The sequence below is a fragment of the Pedobacter sp. Leaf194 genome (genome assembly GCF_001423945.1).
In the GTDB taxonomy this organism is placed as follows: domain Bacteria; phylum Bacteroidota; class Bacteroidia; order Sphingobacteriales; family Sphingobacteriaceae; genus Pedobacter.
This window is the reverse complement of sequence record NZ_LMPU01000001.1, coordinates 16545-38273: the sequence shown is the minus strand read 5'-3', so window position 1 is coordinate 38273 and position 21729 is coordinate 16545. Positions and strand designations below refer to the sequence as shown.

Annotated in this window: 22 protein-coding genes; 16 read left to right on the top strand and 6 right to left on the bottom strand. The window is 41.2% G+C overall.

The features are described 5' to 3' along the window. The first annotated feature begins 100 nt into the window (after positions 1-100). From ASG14_RS00195 to ASG14_RS20565, 11 genes are all read left to right on the top strand, one after another. Positions 101-1075, top strand: coding sequence for a c-type cytochrome (locus ASG14_RS00195; protein WP_056870175.1), 975 nt, complete (start codon positions 101-103; stop codon positions 1073-1075). 25 nt (positions 1076-1100) lie between these two features. Then, entirely contained in the window at positions 1101-1790 is a 690-nt protein-coding gene (locus tag ASG14_RS00190; protein ID WP_157274798.1) for a hypothetical protein, read from the top strand. A gap of 1024 nt (positions 1791-2814) precedes the next feature. Continuing rightward, entirely contained in the window at positions 2815-3348 is a 534-nt protein-coding gene (locus tag ASG14_RS00180) for an OmpA family protein (RefSeq protein WP_056869062.1), read from the top strand. A gap of 237 nt (positions 3349-3585) precedes the next feature. Next, a complete protein-coding gene (locus ASG14_RS00175; RefSeq protein WP_056869061.1) occupies positions 3586-3966 on the top strand; it encodes a transmembrane 220 family protein in 381 nt (126 codons plus the stop codon). A 16-nt stretch (positions 3967-3982) separates the two neighbouring features. After that, positions 3983-4813, top strand: a complete 831-nt coding sequence (locus ASG14_RS00170; protein WP_056869060.1) for an EboA domain-containing protein — start codon at positions 3983-3985, stop codon at positions 4811-4813. A gap of 33 nt (positions 4814-4846) precedes the next feature. After that, positions 4847-5833: a TatD family hydrolase gene (locus ASG14_RS00165; RefSeq protein ID WP_056869059.1), complete on the top strand. Its 987-nt coding sequence runs from the start codon at positions 4847-4849 to the stop codon at positions 5831-5833. A gap of 6 nt (positions 5834-5839) precedes the next feature. Continuing rightward, entirely contained in the window at positions 5840-6724 is an 885-nt protein-coding gene (gene eboC / locus ASG14_RS00160) for a UbiA-like protein EboC (RefSeq protein WP_235528468.1), read from the top strand. A gap of 35 nt (positions 6725-6759) precedes the next feature. Continuing rightward, the gene (locus ASG14_RS00155; RefSeq protein WP_056869057.1) at positions 6760-7941 is read left to right on the top strand and encodes a 3-dehydroquinate synthase; all 1182 of its coding nucleotides are present in this window, start codon (positions 6760-6762) and stop codon (positions 7939-7941) included. Next, a complete protein-coding gene (gene eboE / locus ASG14_RS00150; RefSeq protein WP_056869056.1) occupies positions 7931-9106 on the top strand; it encodes a metabolite traffic protein EboE in 1176 nt (391 codons plus the stop codon). Before ASG14_RS00155 ends, eboE begins: the two co-directional genes overlap by 11 nt. A gap of 3 nt (positions 9107-9109) precedes the next feature. Further along, positions 9110-10462: an alkaline phosphatase family protein gene (locus tag ASG14_RS00145; protein WP_056869055.1), complete on the top strand. Its 1353-nt coding sequence runs from the start codon at positions 9110-9112 to the stop codon at positions 10460-10462. A gap of 237 nt (positions 10463-10699) precedes the next feature. Further along, positions 10700-10828: a hypothetical protein gene (locus tag ASG14_RS20565; protein WP_255352768.1), complete on the top strand. Its 129-nt coding sequence runs from the start codon at positions 10700-10702 to the stop codon at positions 10826-10828. An 811-nt stretch (positions 10829-11639) separates the two neighbouring features. Here ASG14_RS20565 and ASG14_RS00130 read toward each other — a convergent pair. Both ASG14_RS00130 and ASG14_RS00125 read right to left on the bottom strand, forming a co-directional pair. Beyond that, positions 11640-12065, bottom strand: coding sequence for a VOC family protein (locus tag ASG14_RS00130; RefSeq protein WP_056869052.1), 426 nt, complete (start codon positions 12063-12065; stop codon positions 11640-11642). Between the two features lie 82 nt (positions 12066-12147). Further along, positions 12148-13014: an aldose 1-epimerase family protein gene (locus ASG14_RS00125; RefSeq protein ID WP_056869051.1), complete on the bottom strand. Its 867-nt coding sequence runs from the start codon at positions 13012-13014 to the stop codon at positions 12148-12150. Between the two features lie 298 nt (positions 13015-13312). Between ASG14_RS00125 and ASG14_RS00120 the strand changes: the two genes are divergently transcribed. Continuing rightward, the gene (locus ASG14_RS00120; RefSeq protein WP_056870174.1) at positions 13313-13639 is read left to right on the top strand and encodes a hypothetical protein; all 327 of its coding nucleotides are present in this window, start codon (positions 13313-13315) and stop codon (positions 13637-13639) included. A gap of 29 nt (positions 13640-13668) precedes the next feature. Here the strand turns inward: ASG14_RS00120 and pepT are convergent, their stop codons facing one another. Beyond that, positions 13669-14922, bottom strand: coding sequence for a peptidase T (pepT, locus tag ASG14_RS00115; protein WP_056869050.1), 1254 nt, complete (start codon positions 14920-14922; stop codon positions 13669-13671). Positions 14923-14982: 60 nt separating this feature from the next. Here pepT and ASG14_RS00110 point away from each other — a divergent pair, with 60 nt between their 5' ends. Genes ASG14_RS00110 through ASG14_RS00100 form a run of 3 tightly spaced genes read left to right on the top strand, consistent with a single transcriptional unit; the run spans position 14983 to position 18102 of the window. Further along, positions 14983-15714 (top strand): hypothetical protein, encoded by a 732-nt coding sequence (locus tag ASG14_RS00110; RefSeq protein WP_056869049.1) that lies wholly within the window; start codon positions 14983-14985, stop codon positions 15712-15714. A 27-nt stretch (positions 15715-15741) separates the two neighbouring features. Further along, positions 15742-17481, top strand: a complete 1740-nt coding sequence (locus ASG14_RS00105) for a M14 family metallopeptidase (protein ID WP_056869048.1) — start codon at positions 15742-15744, stop codon at positions 17479-17481. A 6-nt stretch (positions 17482-17487) separates the two neighbouring features. After that, entirely contained in the window at positions 17488-18102 is a 615-nt protein-coding gene (locus ASG14_RS00100; RefSeq protein ID WP_056869047.1) for a rhomboid family intramembrane serine protease, read from the top strand. Here ASG14_RS00100 and ASG14_RS00095 read toward each other — a convergent pair. Beyond that, positions 18085-19068 (bottom strand): hypothetical protein, encoded by a 984-nt coding sequence (locus tag ASG14_RS00095; RefSeq protein ID WP_082491266.1) that lies wholly within the window; start codon positions 19066-19068, stop codon positions 18085-18087. The genes ASG14_RS00100 and ASG14_RS00095 overlap by 18 nt on opposite strands. Before the next feature lie 149 nt (positions 19069-19217). Further along, positions 19218-20354: a hypothetical protein gene (locus ASG14_RS00090; RefSeq protein ID WP_056869045.1), complete on the bottom strand. Its 1137-nt coding sequence runs from the start codon at positions 20352-20354 to the stop codon at positions 19218-19220. A 77-nt stretch (positions 20355-20431) separates the two neighbouring features. Between ASG14_RS00090 and ASG14_RS00085 the strand changes: the two genes are divergently transcribed. After that, positions 20432-21475, top strand: coding sequence for a dipeptide epimerase (locus tag ASG14_RS00085; RefSeq protein WP_056869044.1), 1044 nt, complete (start codon positions 20432-20434; stop codon positions 21473-21475). Here the strand turns inward: ASG14_RS00085 and ASG14_RS00080 are convergent. Continuing rightward, the gene (locus ASG14_RS00080) at positions 21441-21662 is read right to left on the bottom strand and encodes a DUF6358 family protein (RefSeq protein WP_235528467.1); all 222 of its coding nucleotides are present in this window, start codon (positions 21660-21662) and stop codon (positions 21441-21443) included. The genes ASG14_RS00085 and ASG14_RS00080 overlap by 35 nt on opposite strands. Positions 21663-21729: the final 67 nt, after the last annotated feature.

Here is a 21729-nt window from a genome sequence, read left to right as displayed (position 1 = left end):
CCGAGGCCAGGGTATGCTGAAAAGTTGTGCATCTTTTTGATTATTAGTTATTTGCAAATTAAATATTTTGATTATTTTAGCTAAAAAAACAAAAATCGAAATGAAAACGCTCAAAGTTCTCCTCGTCCTCTTCGGACTCATTATCCTGTTGGTTGTTGCCGCAGGAAGCTACGTTAAATTCGCACTGCCAAATGTTGGCGATGCCCCTAAAATTTCTATCAACGCTACACCAGAGCGGATTGAAAATGGAAAGTACCTGGCAAACCATGTTACAGTTTGTATGGACTGCCACAGCTCCCGTGACTGGACCAAATTTGCTGGTCCGATGAAGGCTGAAGGATTTGGTGCAGGCGGTGAGGTGTTTAATCAGCAGATGGGTTTTCCGGGTGTATACTACGCGGCCAACTTAACCCCTGCTGCGCTAAAAAACTGGACTGACGGAGAAATATTCCGGGCGGTAACCAGCGGTGTAAACAAGAATGGAAAAGCACTTTTCCCGGTAATGGCTGCACACCGGTTCGGTAAAATGGACAGAGCGGATATTTACGACATCATTGCCTACATCAGAACACTTCAACCAATAGAAAAAAACATTCCAGAATCAAAGTCTGATTTTCCGGTTAATTTCATCATTAATACCATGCCGCAAAAGCCTGCTTTTGAGCAGAAGCCTTCAACAGCAGATACCATAAAATACGGTGCTTATTTAGTTAATGCAGCGGGTTGTGTAGATTGCCATAGCAAAACAGATAAAGGTGCGGTAGTTAAAGGTACCGAATTTGGGGGCGGAATGGAATTTGTTCAACCGGGCGGTACGGTAACAACTCCAAACATTACTTTTGATAAAGCAACCGGTATCGGCAGCTGGAGCGAGCAGGCGTTTGTGTCGCGATTTAAGCTTTACGCCGACTCTTCATATCATGCGCCAGCAGTTGGAAAAAACGAAATGAATAGCCCAATGCCCTGGATGATGTATGCCGGAATGAAGAATACAGATTTGAAGGCCATTTATACTTATCTGCGAAGTTTGCAACCGATTATAAACCGGGTTGAGAAGTTTAAACCTGCGAAATAACAGCCTGGATTATCGACAAATTGAGATGAAAACATTGAAATATTTTCTAATGGTGATTTTGATCGCGGGCGCAGGTTCTGTGGTTGCACAACAAACTGCGCCCACCGCTGCAGATCTTATCATTTATGAAAAGGCGGTGGATAAATTGTATCCTGCAGATCGACAAGCACCTTATCCTAAAGAATTTTTTATTGGCGAGCAAAGTCTTTTGGAAATCGCGATATACCTGTCAGGAGAACCTGCAAACGATAGCATTTCTACGTTTCTCAGTAGTGGATGGTCTTTTGTGCGCAAGTTTAAGTCGCTCGTTCCTGATAGGCGCTGGAAATCGGTTTCAACCAAAACCTTCAAAGGTAGCGCCCGGAAAATAAAAAACAGCGTCGACCAGGAAGTTTTGATGTTTAGTCCCATGCTTTATGCAGATAATGGTTCACAAGCTTTTGTCGTCAGCCAGTCCTTAAGTAACCATGTGATTCAGAACAGGTTATTTTTTTCTTTGAAAAACGCAATGACTTATGGTTTTTGCGAAGCGTTCAATTGCCGTATCTGGAATAGTAACAGTGCTGGGACGTTTTTTGACGTCGCTCAAATTTTTATGTGGATTGAAGTGATGACCTCTTTTTTTCTGCTATTTCCTTTTCTCGGTTGGCCACCGAAGGGCTTTACTTTTTTGCTTGATCAAAAAAGTAACAAAAAAATCAAGGCTTGGAACTGATATCGGCTATCCTCGTCGAAACTTTTATTGCGGCAGCGCAAGCACCCGATGAAAAATCGGGCAGGACGCGCTGCCTTGTACAGAATTATTTTAATGGTAGTGCAAAACTTTCAACGGGCTATCCTTCTATCCGTTCCTATGCCGAACAACATGGCGCACATTGCAGGGATACTTAGTTTCTTGCTTGATCCCTTCTCTTCCGGAGAAGGTGCCGGTAGGCGAATGAGGCATTAGTGCAAAACTTTCAACGGTCTATCCTTCTATCCGTTCCTATGCCGAACAGTATGGCGCATATTGCAGGGATAACAAGTTTCTTGCTTGATGCCTTCTCTTCCGGAGAAGGTGCCGGTAGGCGGATGAGGCGATAGTGCAAAACTTTCAACGGTCTATCCTTCTATCCGTTCCTATGCCGTACAGCATTGCGCAAATTGCAGGGATAAAATTTTCTTGCTTGATCCCTTCTCTTCCGGAGAAGGTGCCGATAGGCGGATGAGGCATTAGCGCAAAACTTTCAACGGGCTATCCATCTATCCGTTCCTATGCCGAATAGCATTTCGCATATTGCATGGCTAAAATTTTCTTGCTTGATGCCTTGTCTTCCGGAGAAAGTGCCGGTATGCGGATGAGGCATCAGGGCAAAACTTTCAACGGGCTATCCTTCTATCCGTTCCTATGACGAATAGCATGGCGCACATTGCGGGGATAAAATTTTCTTGCTTGATCCCTTCTCTTCCGGAGAAGGTGTCGGTAGGTGGATGAGGCATTAGTGCAAAACTTTCAACGGGCTATTCTTCTATCCGTTCCTATGCCGAATAGCATTTCGCATATTGCATGGCTAAAATTTTCTTGCTTGATCCCTTCTCTTCCGGAAAAGGTGCCGGTAGGCGGATGAGGCACAGTGCAAAACTTTCATATTTTCTGGCACATTAACAGGTTACAGATAGCTAGTTTTTACATTTGGATAAGTTATCGCTAAAAAAGCCGTTATTATTTAAAAAATCAGAAACCCTATTACCTGTTAAAAATGAATTTTATTAAGAACTATTTATTTTCTGCGCTCATCGGACTATCAGTAATCACCATGTACGCTTGTAAAGCAAAGAAAATGGTGACCAAGCCTGATCCGGCGCCTGTTGCAAAACCGGCTCCTCCTATTGAAGAGAAAAAGCCCGAACCAGCGCCGCAAAAAGAAGCCGAACAACCTGCTCCGGTAGATAAACCTAATTTTAATTTGGATAACATTCAGTTTGAGTTTAACTCTTCTGTTTTAAAAACAGCATCATTCTCTATTTTGGATAAAGCCGTAACAGAAATGAAAAAATCGCCAGATACTAAATTTGTCTTAAACGGTTACTCATCCGCAGAAGGCACACCCGAACATAATTTGTCGTTATCTGAAGACAGGGCAAACTCGGTAAAGTCATATTTTGTAAATGCAGGCCTTAAAGCTGCTAACTTTACCATTGTTGGACACGGAGAAAAAGATCCGATTACCAGTAACGATAGCGAAGAAGGCAGAATGTTGAACAGGAGAACAGAGATTAAAGTTCAGCAATAACCTATCTTAGTGAATGATAATTAAAAGGAGTGCGATTGTACTCCTTTTTTTGTTTCGCATTTGGCGGTTTGCTTAATTACAAGGAGTCATAGTACATATTCTTATCCCGATATTTTTGTCATAAACTTTTAAAGCTATATATAATTTACAATCTTTAGTGTAAAATAGTATTCGAATTAAATAACTTTGTTAAGCAAAGAAAATCGATTTAGCTTACTCCTTTAGAAATATATTTAAATGATTTTAATAATACTTAATGTAATTTTCTGCATTTCCTTTATCGGTTTTGCCTACGTTAACCTCAATGATAAAGACTCTTGGCTATGGGTTCCGATTTATATGGCTGCCGCAATTTGTTGTGGCCTGGCTGCTGCGGGGTTATTTTATCCTTACGTTTACCTTGCTTTAATTGCATTTTACTTAATCTATGCAACTAAAATTTTCTTTGCAAAGGATGGCGTCCGCGATTGGATTACAAAGTACAACAAGCCAAGTTTGGTAGAAAGCATGCAGGCTACAAAACCTTACATAGAGCAAACCCGGGAGTTTTTCGGATTGCTTATTGTTGCCGGTGCCTTGCTGATAAACTATTTGGTTACGACAGGGGTTTTTGCATAAATAAAACGTGTTTGTTATGGCGATTAGTGATGATTTTGGGAATATAAATGAACTGCTTTTAAACATTATAGAAGATAATACCGAGCAAAGTGCGTTCGAATGGCTTAAAATGGCGGGTTCTGCCGGTGAAATCAACAAATTAGGGCAGGCTTTTGTAATGCTCCCCCGGAAAACAGGAAAAGCTCGCCTGCGGGTTTCAGATTTGCAAAAGCAAAGCGCCGAAGCAGCAGGGATAGCATATGTAATCGATTGGAGTATTGATAGGTTGGCCAGGGTCTGGCTGCTGAGCATTCAGAGTTTTACTGATGCTGAAAAATCACATCCGCTTATCGAACAGTTGTTTTTAGCTGCAGAAATGAATGAAGCCGTGGCTTTGTATTCGGCATTGCCTTTTTTAGCTGAACCAACAACCTGGGTGAAAAGATGTGCTGAAGGTATCAGAAGCAATATTGGTTCGGTTTTGGAATCGATAATGGAAAACAATCCTTATCCTTCAGCATACCTTGATGAGGCTGCCTGGAACCAATTGGTTTTAAAAGCCTTCTTTACTGAGAAAAACATTTGCAAAATAAATGGTTTAGAGGTGCGTGCCAACGAACAGCTTGCTTTAACACTGAGTGATTATGCCCGTGAGCGCTATGCCGCCGGGCGAAAAGTAAACCCGGAATTGTGGCGGTTAACTGGTCCCTTTATAAATGAACAGATTTTCGAAGCCATTAAGATTGGTTTAAATAATCATGATAAGGCAGAACATGAAGCCATTGCACTTGCCATTTCTAAGTCTGATTATGCACCCGCTAAAGCATATATCAGCCAAATTCCCGAACTTAGCACGTCAGGTAAATAGAAAAAATCCGACTACAAATTAAAATGTTATAAAATGTGTTGCAGCAATTCAATTGAAAGAGATAAGGCGATGATGGGTGAACCTGAGGCCTTTGATATCAGTGCCGTAAAGGAAATGAAGTTTTTCGATCCGCATGTGCACATGACTTCCCGCACAACCGATGATTACCAGGCCATGGCTGATGCCGGTGTTGTTGCGCTGATTGAGCCGGCCTTCTGGTTGGGGCAGCCACGAACCGGTCTGGATAGTTTCAGAGATTATTACAGCAGTCTCATCGGTTGGGAGCGGTTCCGCTCTTCGCAATTTGGCATTAAACATTATTGCACCATTGGCCTAAACTCTCGCGAAGCGAATAACGAGGCACTTGCTGAACAGGTAATGGAAATCTTGCCTCTGTTTATTTATAAGGAAGGTGTTGTAGGTATCGGTGAAATTGGTTTTGATGACCAAACCGCTGCCGAAGAAAAGTACTACCGCCAGCAATTGGAACTGGCGAAAGAAGCCGGCCTTCCGGTTCAAATCCATACGCCGCACCGTGATAAGAAAAAGGGAACCCAGCGCAGCATGGATATTGCCTTGGAACATGGTTTGGATCCTTATCAAATCATCATCGACCATAACAATGAGGAAACAGTAAAAGAGGTTTTAGATCGGGGTTTCTTTGCGGCTTTTACCATCTATCCATTTACAAAAATGGGCAATGAACGGATGGTGGAAATCGTAAAACAATATGGTTCGGAACGCATAATGGTAAATTCTGCTGCCGATTGGGGCATAAGCGACCCCTTGGCAGTGCCTAAAACTGCGGCGTTAATGAAGCTGAAAGGCATAAGCGATGCGGATATAGAACTGGTAACTTACCGCAATGCCATTACCGCGTTTGCGCAAAGCGGACAAATAGACGAAGCTGATTTTACGGCGCCTAAAAACATAGACCAGACAGAAAAATTTGAAGGCAATACCATTTTACGTGGCGGGCAACAGCCCCGTACAGATAAATCTTCGATCATTATCAGTTAAGTAGCCTTGGGAAAATTATTCGCTTACCTGCGCATCATGCGCCCTGCAAACATTGTAACATCGGTTGCAGATATTCTTGCCGGTATTGCCATTTCAGGTATTCTGATTAACGGCAACGGTACGCCCTGGCTAACAATATTTTGTCTATGCCTTTCCACCGCCTGTTTGTATGGTGGCGGTATTGTGTTTAACGATGTTTTTGATGCCGAACTTGATAAAACTGAGAGGCCGGAACGTGCAATACCGAGCGGAATAATCAGTTTAACGAATGCAACCATTTTAGGAACAGCATTGCTGATTTCGGGAATTGTGCTTGCAGCCTTAACAAGTTCAACTTCAGGCTTACTGGCGTTTGGTGTAAGTTGCTTTGCATTACTATACAATAAGATTGGCAAGCACCATCCTTTTTTCGGTCCGCTAACAATGGGCATTTGCCGTGGTTTAAACCTATTGCTCGGTTTAAGCATTGTGCCGGCTATGTTGCAACAACATTATTTACTGGCTATAATTCCGGTGATTTATATCTTTTCGATAACCATGACGAGCCGTGGAGAGGTACATGGCGGCAATACGAAGAACCTTTATCTGGCGGCGGTTTTATACGCAGTTGTGATTGGCAGTATTGCCTGGTTTAGTTTTACAAACGACCGTTTGTTATGGTCGCTGCTTTTTCTTTTACCTTTCGCCTGGATGATATTCAGGCCATTATCCAAAGCCATTAAAAACCCCATCGGGAAAAATATTGGTGGCGCAGTAAAGGCAGGTGTTATCTCCTTAATTTTGATGGACGCCGCCTGGGCGGTAACTTTCGATGCATTGTTGCTCGCTTTCATCATCGCGGCATTGTTGCCCTTATCTATCTGGCTCTCGAAATTATTCGCTGTTACCTGATTTCTTAACTTTAGCAAAAAGATTATCCACTTTATATGGAACATTTACAACAAAGCTTTACTGTTCAATACAACTTTAATGTCTTCTTTACCTCTTCGCTTTTTTCGGTTGAAAATGATTTATTTAACAACTTTCTGGCTGGTTTAAACCCGGCAAAGGCGGCAAAAAAGATTTTTTTCGTATTAGATGAGGGTGTTGTAAATGCACATCCTGATTTAAAGGCATCGATAAAAAATTACTTCGAAAAATACAATCACACACATTTGGTTAGTGATTTTCTGGTTATCCCGGGGGGCGAGGTCGTAAAAAACGAGACACAATATTTTGATAAAGTATTGGAGGCGGTAAACACTTACGGTATCGATCGTCATTCATTTATAGCGGCCATTGGCGGCGGCGCTGTGCTTGATATGGTTGGCTATGCGGCAAATGTTTCGCACCGTGGCATTAAACATATCCGCATCCCAACAACAGTTTTATCGCAAAACGATTCGGGTGTCGGCGTAAAAAATGGCATCAATTATTTTAATAAAAAGAATTTTTTAGGTACGTTTTCACCACCTGTAGCCGTTTTTAATGATGCTTTATTCCTGCGCACTTTATCTGATCGCGATTGGCGTTCAGGCATTGCCGAAGCGATAAAAGTAGCTTTAATTAAAGACAGAGAATTTTTCGAATGGCTTGAAGCAAATGCCGAAGCAATGGCAAACCGCAACATGGAGGCAATGAATTATCAGATATGGAAGTGTGCAAAATTGCACATGGAGCACATCAGAAGCGGCGACCCCTTCGAAAGCGGTTCTGCCCGCCCGCTCGATTTTGGTCACTGGAGCGCCCATAAGCTGGAGTACCTCAGCAATTTCGAAATCAGGCATGGAGAAGCCGTGGCTATGGGCATTGCGCTAGATACGGTTTACGCACAATTATCCGGAAGGATAAGCGAAGCTGATGCGCAAAGGATTATAAAACTGATCCAGGTGCTAGGATTTGAATGCACACATCCATTGTTACAGGTAAGTAATGGCGATAGTCCGATTTTACAAGGCCTGGAAGAGTTTAGGGAGCATTTGGGTGGCGAGTTAACCATTACTTTGTTAACAGGAATTGGTAGCGGAGAGGAAGTTCATGAAATGGACACAGCATTGTTAAAACAGGCTGCGGAAACACTCAACCATCAGGCAAATCTTCAATCTACAAATAACTGTTATGGAAATTAATTCAGCACATTTAACTTTCTGTACAAATATTTATGCAGGTGAAAGCTGGGCGGCACATTTTTCAGTTTTAACAGATAGCTTTCCGGTTTTAAAAGCGGCATTATCTCCAGAGCAACCAATGGGTATCGGGCTACGCCTGTCTAACCTTGCAAGCATCGAAATTTTAGAGGCGAATCATCTGCATGAATTTAAAAAATGGCTAAACGATAATGGTGGATATGTATTTACCATGAACGGATTTCCTTATGGAGGCTTCCACCACACGAGGGTAAAAGATCAGGTTCATGCGCCCGACTGGACAACCACTGAACGCCTTGAGTATACCATTCGCTTATTTCACATTCTTGCAGAGCTTATTCCTGAAGGGATAGACGGCGGGATTTCAACTTCTCCTTTGAGTTATAAACCATGGTTTTCTGACCTGCAAGAGCGCAAAGTTGCCACCATTGCCGCGACCAACCATATTTTAAAAGTTGCCGAAGAATTGAGCACAATTAAAGCGAAGAGCGGAAAAACCCTCCACCTGGATATTGAGCCGGAACCAGATGGCTTCTTAGAATCGGGGCCCGAATTTGTCGACTGGTATGAAAATGTTTTGCTACAATCCGGTAAGCTAACCGGCGACGTGATACGAAAACACATTTGTTTATGTTATGATGTTTGCCATTTTGCGATCGGTTATGAGCCGCATGCTGAAATTATTGATGAACTGAAAGCTAAAGGAATTTCTGTAGGAAAAATCCAGATTAGTGCAGCTTTGAAGGCTAAATTACCTGAGGTTGCTGAAGAAAGAAATCTGGTGATTAATGCGCTTGGCCGATTTGATGAGCCGACCTATTTGCACCAGGTAATTGCGCAACAGCATGATGGGCGCTTAATCCGTTATCCGGATTTATCGAATGCTTTGGCTGATAAAGAAAATACAAATGCCAGAGAATGGCGGGCGCATTTTCATGTGCCGATTTTTGTTGAAGACATGGGCTTAGTGCAGTCTACCCAGGCAGACATTAAATCCGTTTTGGATTATCATAAAAAAAATCCCTTTACAAACCACTTGGAGGTAGAAACTTACACCTGGGAAGTGCTTCCGGCAGCATTAAAGGCACCTCTAAACGATTCGATTATACGCGAATTGCGTTGGGTAAAAAATATTTTAGAATCTTAAGTTATGCATAAAACAGTTGTTATAGATATCGTTGGCTTATCTTCATCCGTAATTGGCGAGCATACGCCTTTCCTCAAAAAATATATCGCAGGCAAGAATTTTACCAACATCGAGCCATTATTGCCAGCGGTAACTACAAGCGTGCAATCCAGCTTCCTTACCGGAAAATATCCTTCGGAAAATGGTATTGTTGGAAATGGCTGGTACGATAATGTGGACAGTGAAATTAAATTCTGGAAACAATCTAACAAGCTTGTTAACGGTGAAAAAATTTGGGACAGCGCAAAAAAAGTAGATCCATCTTTTACCTGCGCTAACATGTTTTGGTGGTATAATATGTATTCCAATGCCGATTATTCGGCAACGCCACGTCCAAATTACCTTGCAGATGGCCGTAAACTGCCCGACTGCTATACACAACCCGCCGAACTTCGGGATCATTTACAGCAAAAATTTGGACAGTTTCCTTTATTTCAATTCTGGGGACCAGGCGCAAATATTAAATCGAGCCGGTGGATTGCCGATGCCGCAATGGAAACCGAGCAGCTGCACAACCCAACCCTTAGCTTAATTTACCTGCCGCATTTAGATTATTGCCTCCAAAAATTTGGTCCGGATTTAGGTAAAATTAGCACTGAATTAATTGAAATAGATAAGCTGGTTGAAGAACTGGTTATCTTTCACGAGAAAAAGGGCGCCAGAATTATTCTGCTTTCGGAGTACGGCATCGAACCCGTGAGCAAACCGATACATTTGAACCGGATTTTTAGGGAAAACGGTTTAATTGGGATTAGAGAAGAGCGTGGTTTAGAATTGCTGGACCCCGGAGCTTCCAAAGCATTTGTTGTGGCCGATCACCAGGTTGCACATGTTTACATAAATGATAAAAGCGTTACCGAACAGGTAATAACCCTGCTCAAAAATGCGCCCGGAGTCGATTTGGTTTTAGATAAAAAGGAACAGGAACAACACAATATTAATCACGAACGCTCGGGCGATTTTGTGGTTACAGCGAAAGAAAACAGCTGGTTTACTTATTATTTCTGGCTCGATGATTCTAAAGCACCGGATTATGCAAGGTGTGTTGATATCCATAAAAAACCCGGTTACGACCCGGTAGAAATGTTCATGTCATCTAAGCTTCGTGCCGGCTATAAACTGCTTAGAAAAAAGTCGGGATTTAGATATGTGATGGATGTAATTCCACTCGATGCAACGCTCGTTAAAGGGTCGCATGGAAGAATTGGCGTGGCTGATGCATTTAAACCTGTTCTGATTACGGATTGGAAAATAGACAAAAAGCTCGCTGCGCCGGGAATATATGATGTAATCTGGGAAGCGCTGACGAAGCAATAAAGCGCCGGTTCGGGAATTTTTTTGCATTTGTTGTTAAAGGTATAGCGCCTCTAGTTTTTTACTATTTCGGAGCGCAAAGGACAGTAGTTTTTGGAATGGGTTCTGTCCCGCCAACACTGCAATCTTTTGGGCAATGTTTGTACAAATTTTAAGGTATTTGCAACCAAAAGTATTTCCGCTTATGTCGGGGCTATTGAACAAAGTATTGCAGGAGGTCGTTATTTCAATCAAAAAAGTATGGCAACAAACCTTTTTTTCGAAACCAGACAGAGCCAGGTAGCCCGAAGCGAGGAACGAGCAAGGCTACAGGCGATAGCGGGGCTACCTGCCGCCATAAACACCGGAGTGTTCATTTCCAAACATTAATTCTGACAACTTTTACGTTAAACTAAAAATTTAGCGCCTGTAGTTTTTTACTATTTCGGAGCGCAAAGGGCAGTAGTTCTTGGAATGGGTTCTGTCCCGCCAACACTACAATCTTTTGGCCAATGTTTGTACAAATTTTAAGGTATTTGCAACCAAAAGTATTTCCGCTTATGTCGGGGCTATTGAACAAAGTATTGCATGCAGACCAAGCCATCGAAATTTTAATAAGTAGCTCGGTTAATATACAAACCTTCGTTTCTAAACCCGATAGAGCCAGGTAGCCCGAAGCGAGGAACGAGCAAGGCTACAGGCGATAGCGGGGCTACCTGCCGCCATAAACACCAAAGTGTTCATTTCCAAACATTAATTCTGACAACTTTTACGTTAAACTAAAAATTTAGCGCCCGTAATTTCTTGCTATTTCGGAGCGCAAAGGGCAGTAGTTCTTCGAATTGGTCCTGTCCCGCCAACACTGCAATCTTTTGGGCAATGTTTGTACAAATTTTAGGGTATTTGCAGCCAAAAGTATTTCCGCTTATGTCGGGGCTATTGAACAAAGTATTGCAGGAGGTCGTTATTTCAATCAAAAAAGTATGGCAACAAGCCTCTGTTTCTAAACCCGATAGAGCCAGGTAGCCCGAAGCGAGGAACGAGCAAGGCTACAGGCGATAGCGGGGCTACCGACCGCCATAAACACCGGAGTGTTCATTTCCAAACATTAATTCTATCACTTTGAACAAAGATTGCCCTGCGTAAATATTATTATCATTTAGATTTTTCGACCACCCTCCCGAGACAAAGACTTCTATAATTATTGATAGGCACCAAAATTAATCATCCAACAGATGCCATATTTGTCTTTAAAGCTTCCAAAGTAGTCGCCCCAAAACTGATCTTCCAGCGGCATTTCGATATCGCCCCCGGCTGATAGGCCATTAAACAGGCGTTCAGCTTCTTCGCGGCTATCCGGACTAACACTGATATACATACTGTTGCCCTTGGTTAGTACGTGTTTGGCAGATGGAATACAGTCTGAAGCCATAAGAACAAGGTTTTCATTTATTGGCAGCGCAATATGCATGATAAGGTGTTGCTCGTCCTGAGGTAATTTATCTGCATCTGGCATGTCGCCCATTCTCATTAATGCAATAAATTCCCCTCCAAAAGTCGATTTGTAAAAGTTGAAAGCTTCCTCGGCCTGGCCGTAGAAGTTTAAGTACGGGTGCATTTTAATCATTTTCGTTTTTTGTTAAACGAAACTAATCAACCGAAAAATGATTAAATGGGTGTGTTTAAGACAACTTTAGGGTACAGCGAATTTAAAAACATTCTACTTCCCAGCAACGCTCCCAGCTTTTGCCAGCTTCGAGTTTTGTAATCCCTTCTTTATTTGTTAGTTTCTGGTTGTGGTTAATGCCATCGGCAACGCCACACCAAGGCTCTAGGCATACAAAAGGTGCATCTTTAGCTGCCCAGATTCCAAAAAACGGGAAGTCATCAAAATGGAAGTGCAAACCGTAATCATTTTTGGTATTTAATAAACTGATGCAATTGCTTTGAAGGGTTTTAAAAACCAAAGCATCATTATAAAAAAGGTCGTGTTTTAGCGTTAACTTGTGGCTGTTCAATTCAATTGTTTCCGTTTCGTTGGCAACTAAGCCTTCATCGAGTTTCCAAAAGGTTAACCGTTCATCATCATTAAATGCGAGGTAATAATCCTCATATTTAGTGGCTGGCGTATTGGGCACAGCAAAAGCTGGATGCGCACCGAGCGAAAAATACATTTTAGCCGTGCCTTTATTCGTAACCGTGTAGCTGATGCTTAGCTTCCTTTCAATGATGCGGTAATTGAGTTTTAATTCGAATGGGAAAGGATAAGCTTTTATAGTATCAGCGGTATCTGTTAGGGTAAAAACGGCCTCCGTATTCGTTAGTTTCGTTGCTGTAAACTCATGATCTCTGGCAAAACCGTGTCTTGGTAAATGGTAGGTTTTATCTTTGTAAATGTAGCTGTCGTTTTTTAGCGAGCCTACTATCGGGAATAAAACCGGACTATGTTTGCCCCAGAAATTTGCATCGCCATTCCACAAATATTCAATCTGAGTTTCTTTACTAAAAAGCGCCTGTAGTTCTGCCCCTTTTGTCGCTATTTCTACTTTTAAAAAGTCGTTTTCAAGTCGTATCATTACATTTAAAAGTAACAAATTTGACGCAACTTTTAACTGCCTTTCGAAAATAGTTAAAATTTTTTCCTCCCGAATTGTTTTGCCAAGCTTGTTTGCTTACATGTTTTCATTATTTTTAAACCATCACAATTCGGATTTAGTAAACGCGGAAGAATTGTGATGAACACGATGTTGAGCCGGCAGTTTGCAAGCTGTTCCCTGACTTACATGCAGGGCGAGCTGTAAATGTTGCAACTTGTAAACTTGGCATCTGGCTTCGCCGATGTTGCTTAGTATTAATCAACTCCAAAAAATAAATATGGCTATCGATTTAAGCAAGCTTACAAATACAAAAGTTAAGGCGGCCATTGTTGCGTTACAAAAAGGCGATGCCAAAGCGTGGTTTGCCATGTTTGCCCAGGATGTTGCGCTCTATGATGATGGAAACCAGATGCAGTTTAACAACTTTTTTAAGAAAGCTTTAGGTCGCGAGTGGTTTACAAGTATTGATAAGGTAGAAAATAACGGCCTGGATGTTTATGGCAATTTCCATTCCAGTCAGTGGGGCGATTTCAATACCTATTTCAAATTTAAAATTAACAAAGAAGGCAAAATCAACCGGCTGGATATTGGCCAGGAAGGTTAATTCAGGTTCGGTAAGCCTGCAACTGAAAATTAGCTGCTTTCTTCCCAAATGCAGGCGATGTTTACGATGGTTTGCACCGCTTTTTCCATATCCTGCACACTCACCCATTCCTGTTTGCTGTGAAATGCATGCTCACCTGCAAAAATGTTGGGGCAAGGCAAACCCATAAAAGATAACCTGGAGCCATCGGTACCTCCGCGGATGCTTTGTTTTTTTGCTTTTACGCCGGTGCGTTCTATTGCCTCAATCCCATAAGCAACAATTTGTGGATGCTTATCCAATACCTGTTTCATATTTCTGTACTGTGCTTTCACTGTTAAGTTATAGCTCGAATTCGGGTAATTTTTAATCACCTTTTCAACAGTTTCTTTCAATATGTTTTCGTGTTCTGTTAATTTCTCATCGGTAAAATCGCGGATAATAAATTGCACTTCGGCTTGCTCTACCTGCCCTTTTATGGCAACGGGATGAATGAAACCTTCTTTTTCTGCAGTAGTTTCGGGCGTTAGGTTAAGTTTTGGCAAAGCCGATAAAACATTGCCTAGTATTTTTATGGCGCTCTCCATTTTCCCTTTTGCAAAGCCCGGGTGCGTACTCACGCCGTTTATTGTTAATGTTGCGCCATCGGCAGAAAAGGTTTCATCTTCAATAGAACCTAAAGTTTCGCCATCAACGGTGTAAGCAAAATCGGCCGCAACCTTTTTCAGGTCGACCTTATCTACACCCCGCCCTATCTCCTCATCAGGTGTAAATAAAACTTTAATAAGGCCGTGTTTTATGTCGCGGTTTTCCATTAAAAAACCAACGGCTTCCATAATTTCAGCGACTCCCGCCTTGTTATCTGCGCCAAGTAAGGTAGTGCCACTGGCGGTTATGATATCGTTTCCAATTTGGTGTTGAAGATCCGCATGATCGGCAAGTTTAACTACTATCGATTCGTCATCAGGTAAAACCAGATCCTGGCCCTGGTAATTGCGATGAATGATTGGTTTCACCTGCGCTCCGCTGCAATCGGGCGACGTATCCATGTGTGAACAAAAGCAAATTACCGGCACATTTTTAGGTGAGGTAGCAGGAACAGTTGCATATACATAACCGTTTTCGTCCATGTGCGCATCGGTACAACCAAATTCCAAAAGTTCTTTAACGAGTTTTTCACCAAGCGTTTTTTGCTTTTCCGTTGATGGGCAAGTTGGCGATTCTGGGTCAGATTGTGTATCTATTTCAGCGTAGCTGATGAATCTGTTTGCTAATGTTCCGTTAAAGTTTTTGTACATTGTCATAATTACAAAGCTAAAAGTTATGGATATTCAATAAACATATTATTTTTGTAAAAAAACAATATGACGTATAAACCACTGAAGCTTACATCCCTTACTTTTTTTTTCCTGTTCTTTGCCCTTTTTTCCGAAGCTCAGTCAAATTACTTCAAATGGTCGTACGGTTTTAGTGGAGGTCCAAATTATTCTAAAACTGATGTTGTTAAAGGGAATTGGGGTTACACCATTGCCGGTAACATCGACCATCATTTTACGCCTTTTATTACAGGTGGATTGGAAGCCCAGTACGGCATGGTTCAGGGTGGCGATATTGTTACCGATGCCCATAACAGGCAGTTTGTAAATAAATATACTGGCATAAACGCTAACCTGAAATTTGCGCTGGGTGAATTCATAAATTACAATAAAACCAATTTCTTATACAACATCAAAGGCTTGTATGCCGGCATTGGTGTTGGTGCAATAAACAACAATATAACAGATATTGTACGTTATAAGCCAAGTTGGGCAGAATATGATCCCGGATACGGGCCATTTCCGGGCGAAGATAAAAGTATAAATCTTTGGGTGCCGGTAAATCTGGGTATCAACTTTTATTTTAATGATGGCTGGGGTTACGTTCGTTATGTGCTTAACTTTAATGCGCAGAGCAATTTTACTTTTGGCGAGGGTTTAGATGGCTATAACGACCCTGAAACCAGATTTAAAAACTACGACCCCGACACGTACAACGTTTACAGCGTTGGCTTTAAATATTATTTCGGTAATATTAAAGTTTATCGCAAAACACTCTAATAATTCCTTAAATCTTAATATCCCAACATGAACAGATTATTCGTGTTTTTGTTGCTTTTTAGCAATGTTGCTGTTCTGGCTCAGCAAACCCCCTACGAAAAAAGCGGTAAAAAGGAAACAACAACCTACAACGCTGCAATTTCTTACTATGAAGCTTTAGCAAAAAATCATGCCCAGGCAAAACTGCTAACTTATGGTAATACCGATTTTGGTAAACCGTTACATTTACTCGTTTTATCGAAGGATAAGGTTTTTAACCCGAGCGAAATACGGAAACAGCATAAGCGGATTTTTCTGATTAATAATGGCATCCATCCGGGTGAACCGGAAGGTATTGATGCCTCTATGATGTTGGCACGCGATTTACTTAAAGGCAATAAATTGCCGGCCAATGTTGTCATCTGTATCATTCCAATATACAATATTGATGGTAGCTTTAACCGAAGCGGAACATCACGGGCGAACCAGAACGGGCCTGTTGCCTATGGTTTCAGGGGGAATAGTAAAAACCTCGATTTAAATCGTGATTTTATCAAAACTGATTCTAAAAATTCTGCCGCCTTCCAGTTGATTTTTAATACCTGGCAACCTGAAATATTTGTCGATACCCATACAAGTAACGGCGCTGATTACCAATATGTGATGACGCTCATACCGACGCAAAAGGATAAATTAAATGGCCTGCTATCCGGATATTTAACCAAAACATTGGTGCCGGATTTGTATAAAGCAATGGAAGCGAAAGGTTACCCAATGGTGCCGTACGTAAATTCAATTGGGGAAACGCCGGAGACCGGAATTACAGGCTTTATTGAGTCGCCACGTTATTCTACCGGATATACCACCCTGCATAACGCCATTGGGTTTATGCCAGAAACGCACATGCTGAAATCATTCGATTTACGTGTTGATGCAACCTACAAACTGCTTCAAAGCTATGTGGATGTTATACAACGCGACGCGAAAATTATTGGCGAAAATAAACGTAAGGCGGATGAATTGGTTGCTGCACAGAAAGCGTTTCCACTGGAATGGAAGCTTAACAGGAACGATGTAGATAGTATACCATTTAAAGGTTTCGAGGCAGGTAAAAAGCCCAGCGCAATTAGTGGCTACGACAGGCTTTTTTACGATAGGAGCAAACCATTTATCAGAAACATTAAAGCGTATAACAAGTTTGAGGCCGCCATAAGCATTCAAAAACCAGTTGCTTACATTATACCGAAAGCCTGGGACAAAGTTGTCGCTTTGCTTAAGTTGAATAATGTAAAAGTTGAACAGCTTAAGGCAGATACGAAGCTTAAAGTTGAAAGTTATTATATTGATGATTTTAAAACCGGAACCAGACCATATGAGGGCCACTATTTGCACAGTAGCGTAAAAGTTAGGCCGGTTGAACAGTCTTTGCAGTATTATGCAGGCGATTTTCTGGTGTACACAAACCAGGCGAGCAACCGTTATATCATCGAAACGCTGGAACCCCAGGCAACGGATTCATATTTTAACTGGAATTTTTTCGATTCAATTCTGGATATGAAGGAGCATTACTCGGCTTATGTTTTTGAAGATACAGGTGCAGAATTGTTGAAAAATAATCCTGAATTAAAAGCTAAATTAGAGGCGAAAAAAGCAGCCGACACCGCGTTTGCGAAAAGTGGATCGGCCCAGTTGGAATTCGTGTACAAAAATTCTGACTATTATGAAAAAACACACAACAGATACCCGGTTTCGCGTTTAGTAACAAATGTAAAACTCGAATTAAACTAAACTTAAATGGAATTTTTTAACGTGGCGCCAGTTGCCTCACTTATTTTTGTTTTCACCATTATTACAAGTCTTTATGCATTTTACGATAACAGCCTTTATGGGAAGTTTATGCTGCATCCATACAGCGTTGCAAAGGGTAAAAATGTTTTCACTTTAATTACGAGCGGGCTAATCCATGCAGATTGGATGCACCTGGCGTTTAACATGTTTACCTTCTATGCCTTCGCTTTTACACTGGAAGCGATGATGGGAAGCTGGCGATTCGGCTTACTTTATTTTGTTTGCTTAATTCTGAGCGACATCCCTACAGTGTATAAATATAAAGATAGCTTTAACTACAATAGTCTGGGCGCTTCGGGTGCAATAAGCGGCGTACTTTTTAGTTTTATACTCTTCAATCCAACCTCAGGAATCAGAATTTTATTTATACCTTTTGATATTCCGGCTTATATTTTTGGCTTTCTTTATTTGATTTACTGTGCGTATGCATCAAAAAACTCCAGAGATGGCATAAACCATGATGCGCATTTCTACGGCGCTTTAACAGGGCTGATTTTCACCATTATATTTGTGCCAGGCATCATCCAGAATTTTATCACCGCTTTAACCGGCGGCAGGTAAACAGGGCTTTTCAAAAAAGCTCATCGGCTCATCAGGGTTCTTAATAATTTCGAACTTAACATAGCCCCAGGGTTTCCAGAAGTTTTCCAAAACCTGGGCATAAATTTTATGTTGCCAAACATCGAAAAGCGGTTTGCTCATATTTCCGCGAAGAGGCATTGCTTCTATATAGGTTGTACCTTCTACAGGCATAAAAGTGTATTCGGGCAATCTGTTAAAAAGGTAAGCAGAATAGTAAAACCTGGCGGTTAACTCCTCAAACTGTTCTGCGCTTAAAGCTTTTCCTTTAACTTCGTCAATTATTTCCTGATGGTAACGTTTGTTGGTTCCATTATCCTGTAAGCAGGCAATAATCCCAAAATTCTTCATTTTTAACGAAAAGGTAAGCGTGTTTATCTCATCGCGAAAACTAAATGGCGTTGCTTCATCTTCGAGTTTTACCACGATTATAGACCATGGTGTAAAATCCTCAAATTCTAAATTCGTGTATAAGTTTTGCATCATGAAATTCAGGTTGGCAAATTTCATCATTAAAGATTGAGACATATTTAAACCATCTGCTGTCATTTCTTTGCGCAAGGCAGAATGCATTTCGATGTACACAAAGCCATATAAAAACTTACCAATCCAGTTGAACAAGTCAAGTTCTGGCAATGTTGAAACGGCATCAAATCCAGCTTCAAAAGCCTGCTCAATTTTTGCCTCCAAAGGATTTAAAAACTGTGTATTTACTTCGCTGTTTACCGGAATAACCAGGGTATTGTAGGAGCGGATACTTTCATCAAGAAACTGAATTTGCTCTTCGCCGCTTAAACCCGCTTGTTTTAGCAGCCATTTAGGAATTAAAGGTACCTGCAAAACCGGGGAATTGAAGGTGTTGCCGCTCAGAAAACATTTCTTGTATAAAAAATCGAAACCCTGGAAAGGATTATATAAACCGGTATTCATCGATGCAATATTAGCCATTATATTTTTATGGCTTTGCAGCGATATTTTATTTTAACGTTGCGATTACAACAAAGGATGCTTTTTTAAAAAAGTTCGGGATTGCGAAACACTTAACAACCTTTCTTTTGAAATATTGCTTCATGCATCGCAATCACGAGGAATTCATGCTAGTAATTATTATAGTAGTAACTGATGTCGTCTACCAGCTGACTGTAAATAGGCTTCGTGAATTCAAGAAATAAGGTTGTTGGTGGTGGCGGCAAAACCTCTCGTCTTCTCGTCATTGCTAACTGCTGCTTGTTTAATGCTCTGTCATCACCTTTATAACTTGCCCAGCTATCGCTCCATACATAAGTGCCTGGAAATTTTTGCTGGCGAACTATCTTTTTACTTTGCCAATCGGTAATGGTCATATCCAATAAGCCGGATGAAGAAATATTTTTCTCAAAAATACTCAAACTGGCCTTTACCGTTCCGTAAACCGGTTTACGTTCTCTTGTTTCGCCAATAACCACACTATCTCTTTTTAGCCTTTCTACCCGTTCTTTAACATAAGTCTGGCCAACAACAAAGTCGTCAAAGTTTAAGCTCAGCACCTGGTCTGGAACAACCTTCTTACTGGTAGCTTGTTCCTCCGAATAGAAAAGAACAAACTTATTTCGCGAATAGTTGCCAATAAACTGATCAATTTGTTCTTGAAAATAGTCGCCACTTAGCTTGTATAAGCCACTGTTAACGTAGATCGGCTGAACCACCACTCTGGTTACAGCGGCCCAGTAAGCTTCGTCCATTTTTGCTTTTACATCTTTATAATTTGGGGCCAGATTTTGTACTTTTTCAAATTCGTAGTAAGCTTTTTTAGCCGACTGGCGGTTGTTTGCATTTAAGAATGCTACACCCGAATTATACCTGGCCATGGCTGCATTGAATTTGCTATCGGCCAATTCTTTTACATATTTGGCAGGATTTGAAACCATGGTTAAACATGCGGGGCAGCTGTTAATATCATCAGCAAGCTGGTTAATTTTTTGGTAATCGTACATTATCGACTCCCATCTGAATAAATCATTAGAAATTTTTGCCTCATCAATTTTCCTTAGGTGATCCTGCAAGGCTAAATTATACGCCGTTGATAAAACCTGTAATGCTTCGCCGTTTTTAGGCGAATTCTGTAAGCGACTAACAGCTTTAGAAACCGAAGCATCATAATCACCTTTTTGCAAGGCTTTTTTTCCTGTGGTACATCCTCCAATAATTATAAAGGATAAATAAATAAAATACCGTAATCTTGAAATGTTTTTCATGGCAGGAGTGGTTTGCGTTAAACAAATATAATTTGTGAAGGCCAAATTTGCCTTATTTATTTAGTAGACGATTGATAATGAAAATTAGTTGCAAGCAGTTTGAATTAGAGTTAAAACACCCTTTTTCAATATCGAAATTTACCCGCACCAGTACCCCGCTGATGCTATTAAAATCACAGTATGAAGGTGTTACCGGCTATGGTGAAGCTTCGATGGTACCATATATGGGTGAAAGCTACGAAAGTGCTAATGCATTTTTAAAGCTAGTTGATTGGAGTAAATTTAAACATCCGTTCAATTTTAAAGAGATTATTGCTTACCTGGACAGCCTGGCCCCTGGGCAGCCCGCTATTAAGGCGGCTATAGATATTGCTTTGAATGATATTAATGGAAAAATTTTAAATAAGCCCTGCTACGAGATTTATGGCGCAGAGCCGGCGGAAATGCCTGTAACTTCTTATACAATCGGTATTGATACGCCAGAAGTTATCCGCGAAAAATTAAAGGATGCAGAAGCCTTTAAGGTTATAAAAGTTAAGCTCGGCCGGGATAACGACAAGGAGATTATTGAAACCATTCGCAGCATGACTAATGTTCCGCTCTATGTAGACGCAAACCAGGGTTGGGCCGATAAGATTAAAGCAATTGATTTGATTTACTGGTTGCATGGGCAGGGTGTGGTGTTGATAGAGCAGCCGATGGATAAAGCTAACCTGGACGGCAATGCCTGGTTAACAGAACGCAGTCCGATTCCTTTGCTTGCCGATGAAGCTGTACAACGGCTGGCAGATATGGATAGCCTGAAAGGTGCTTACCATGGAATAAACGTAAAGCTAATGAAAAGCTGCGGCATGTACGAAGGCCATCAAATGATTTTGAAAGCACGTTCTTTTGGGATGAAAGTTTTAATCGGGTGTATGAGCGAAACCAGTTGCGCAACCTTGGCTGCGGCCGCCCTTGCGCCTTTATGCAACTGGGCCGATTTGGATGGGCCCTGGTTAACAAAAAATAATCCTTTCGAAAATCCTGCCTTCGAAAATGGAAAATATACCTTAAAAAATTTGCCTGGACTGGGTTTGGAAGGTGTTACTGAGGATCTTTTTCCTTATACGATTTCCTGATTTCTTTCATCAGTTGAATCTTAAAGTAGAAAAGACAAGCTGCGGTTCCGACAAGAAACGCTGCCGGCAGGTATTTGCCATTATTGTAGCACCAAATTAATCCAAAAATGGAAAGTATAATGCCCAGGTTGTAAAAGATATTTAATGCGAATTTTTTACCCACAATGGTAGATTTATTGATTGCCAATTGAGGAATTTTGAATGAGCGAATGTTAATCTGCACTTAGTCAATGCAATTATCCGTTCATTCAAAA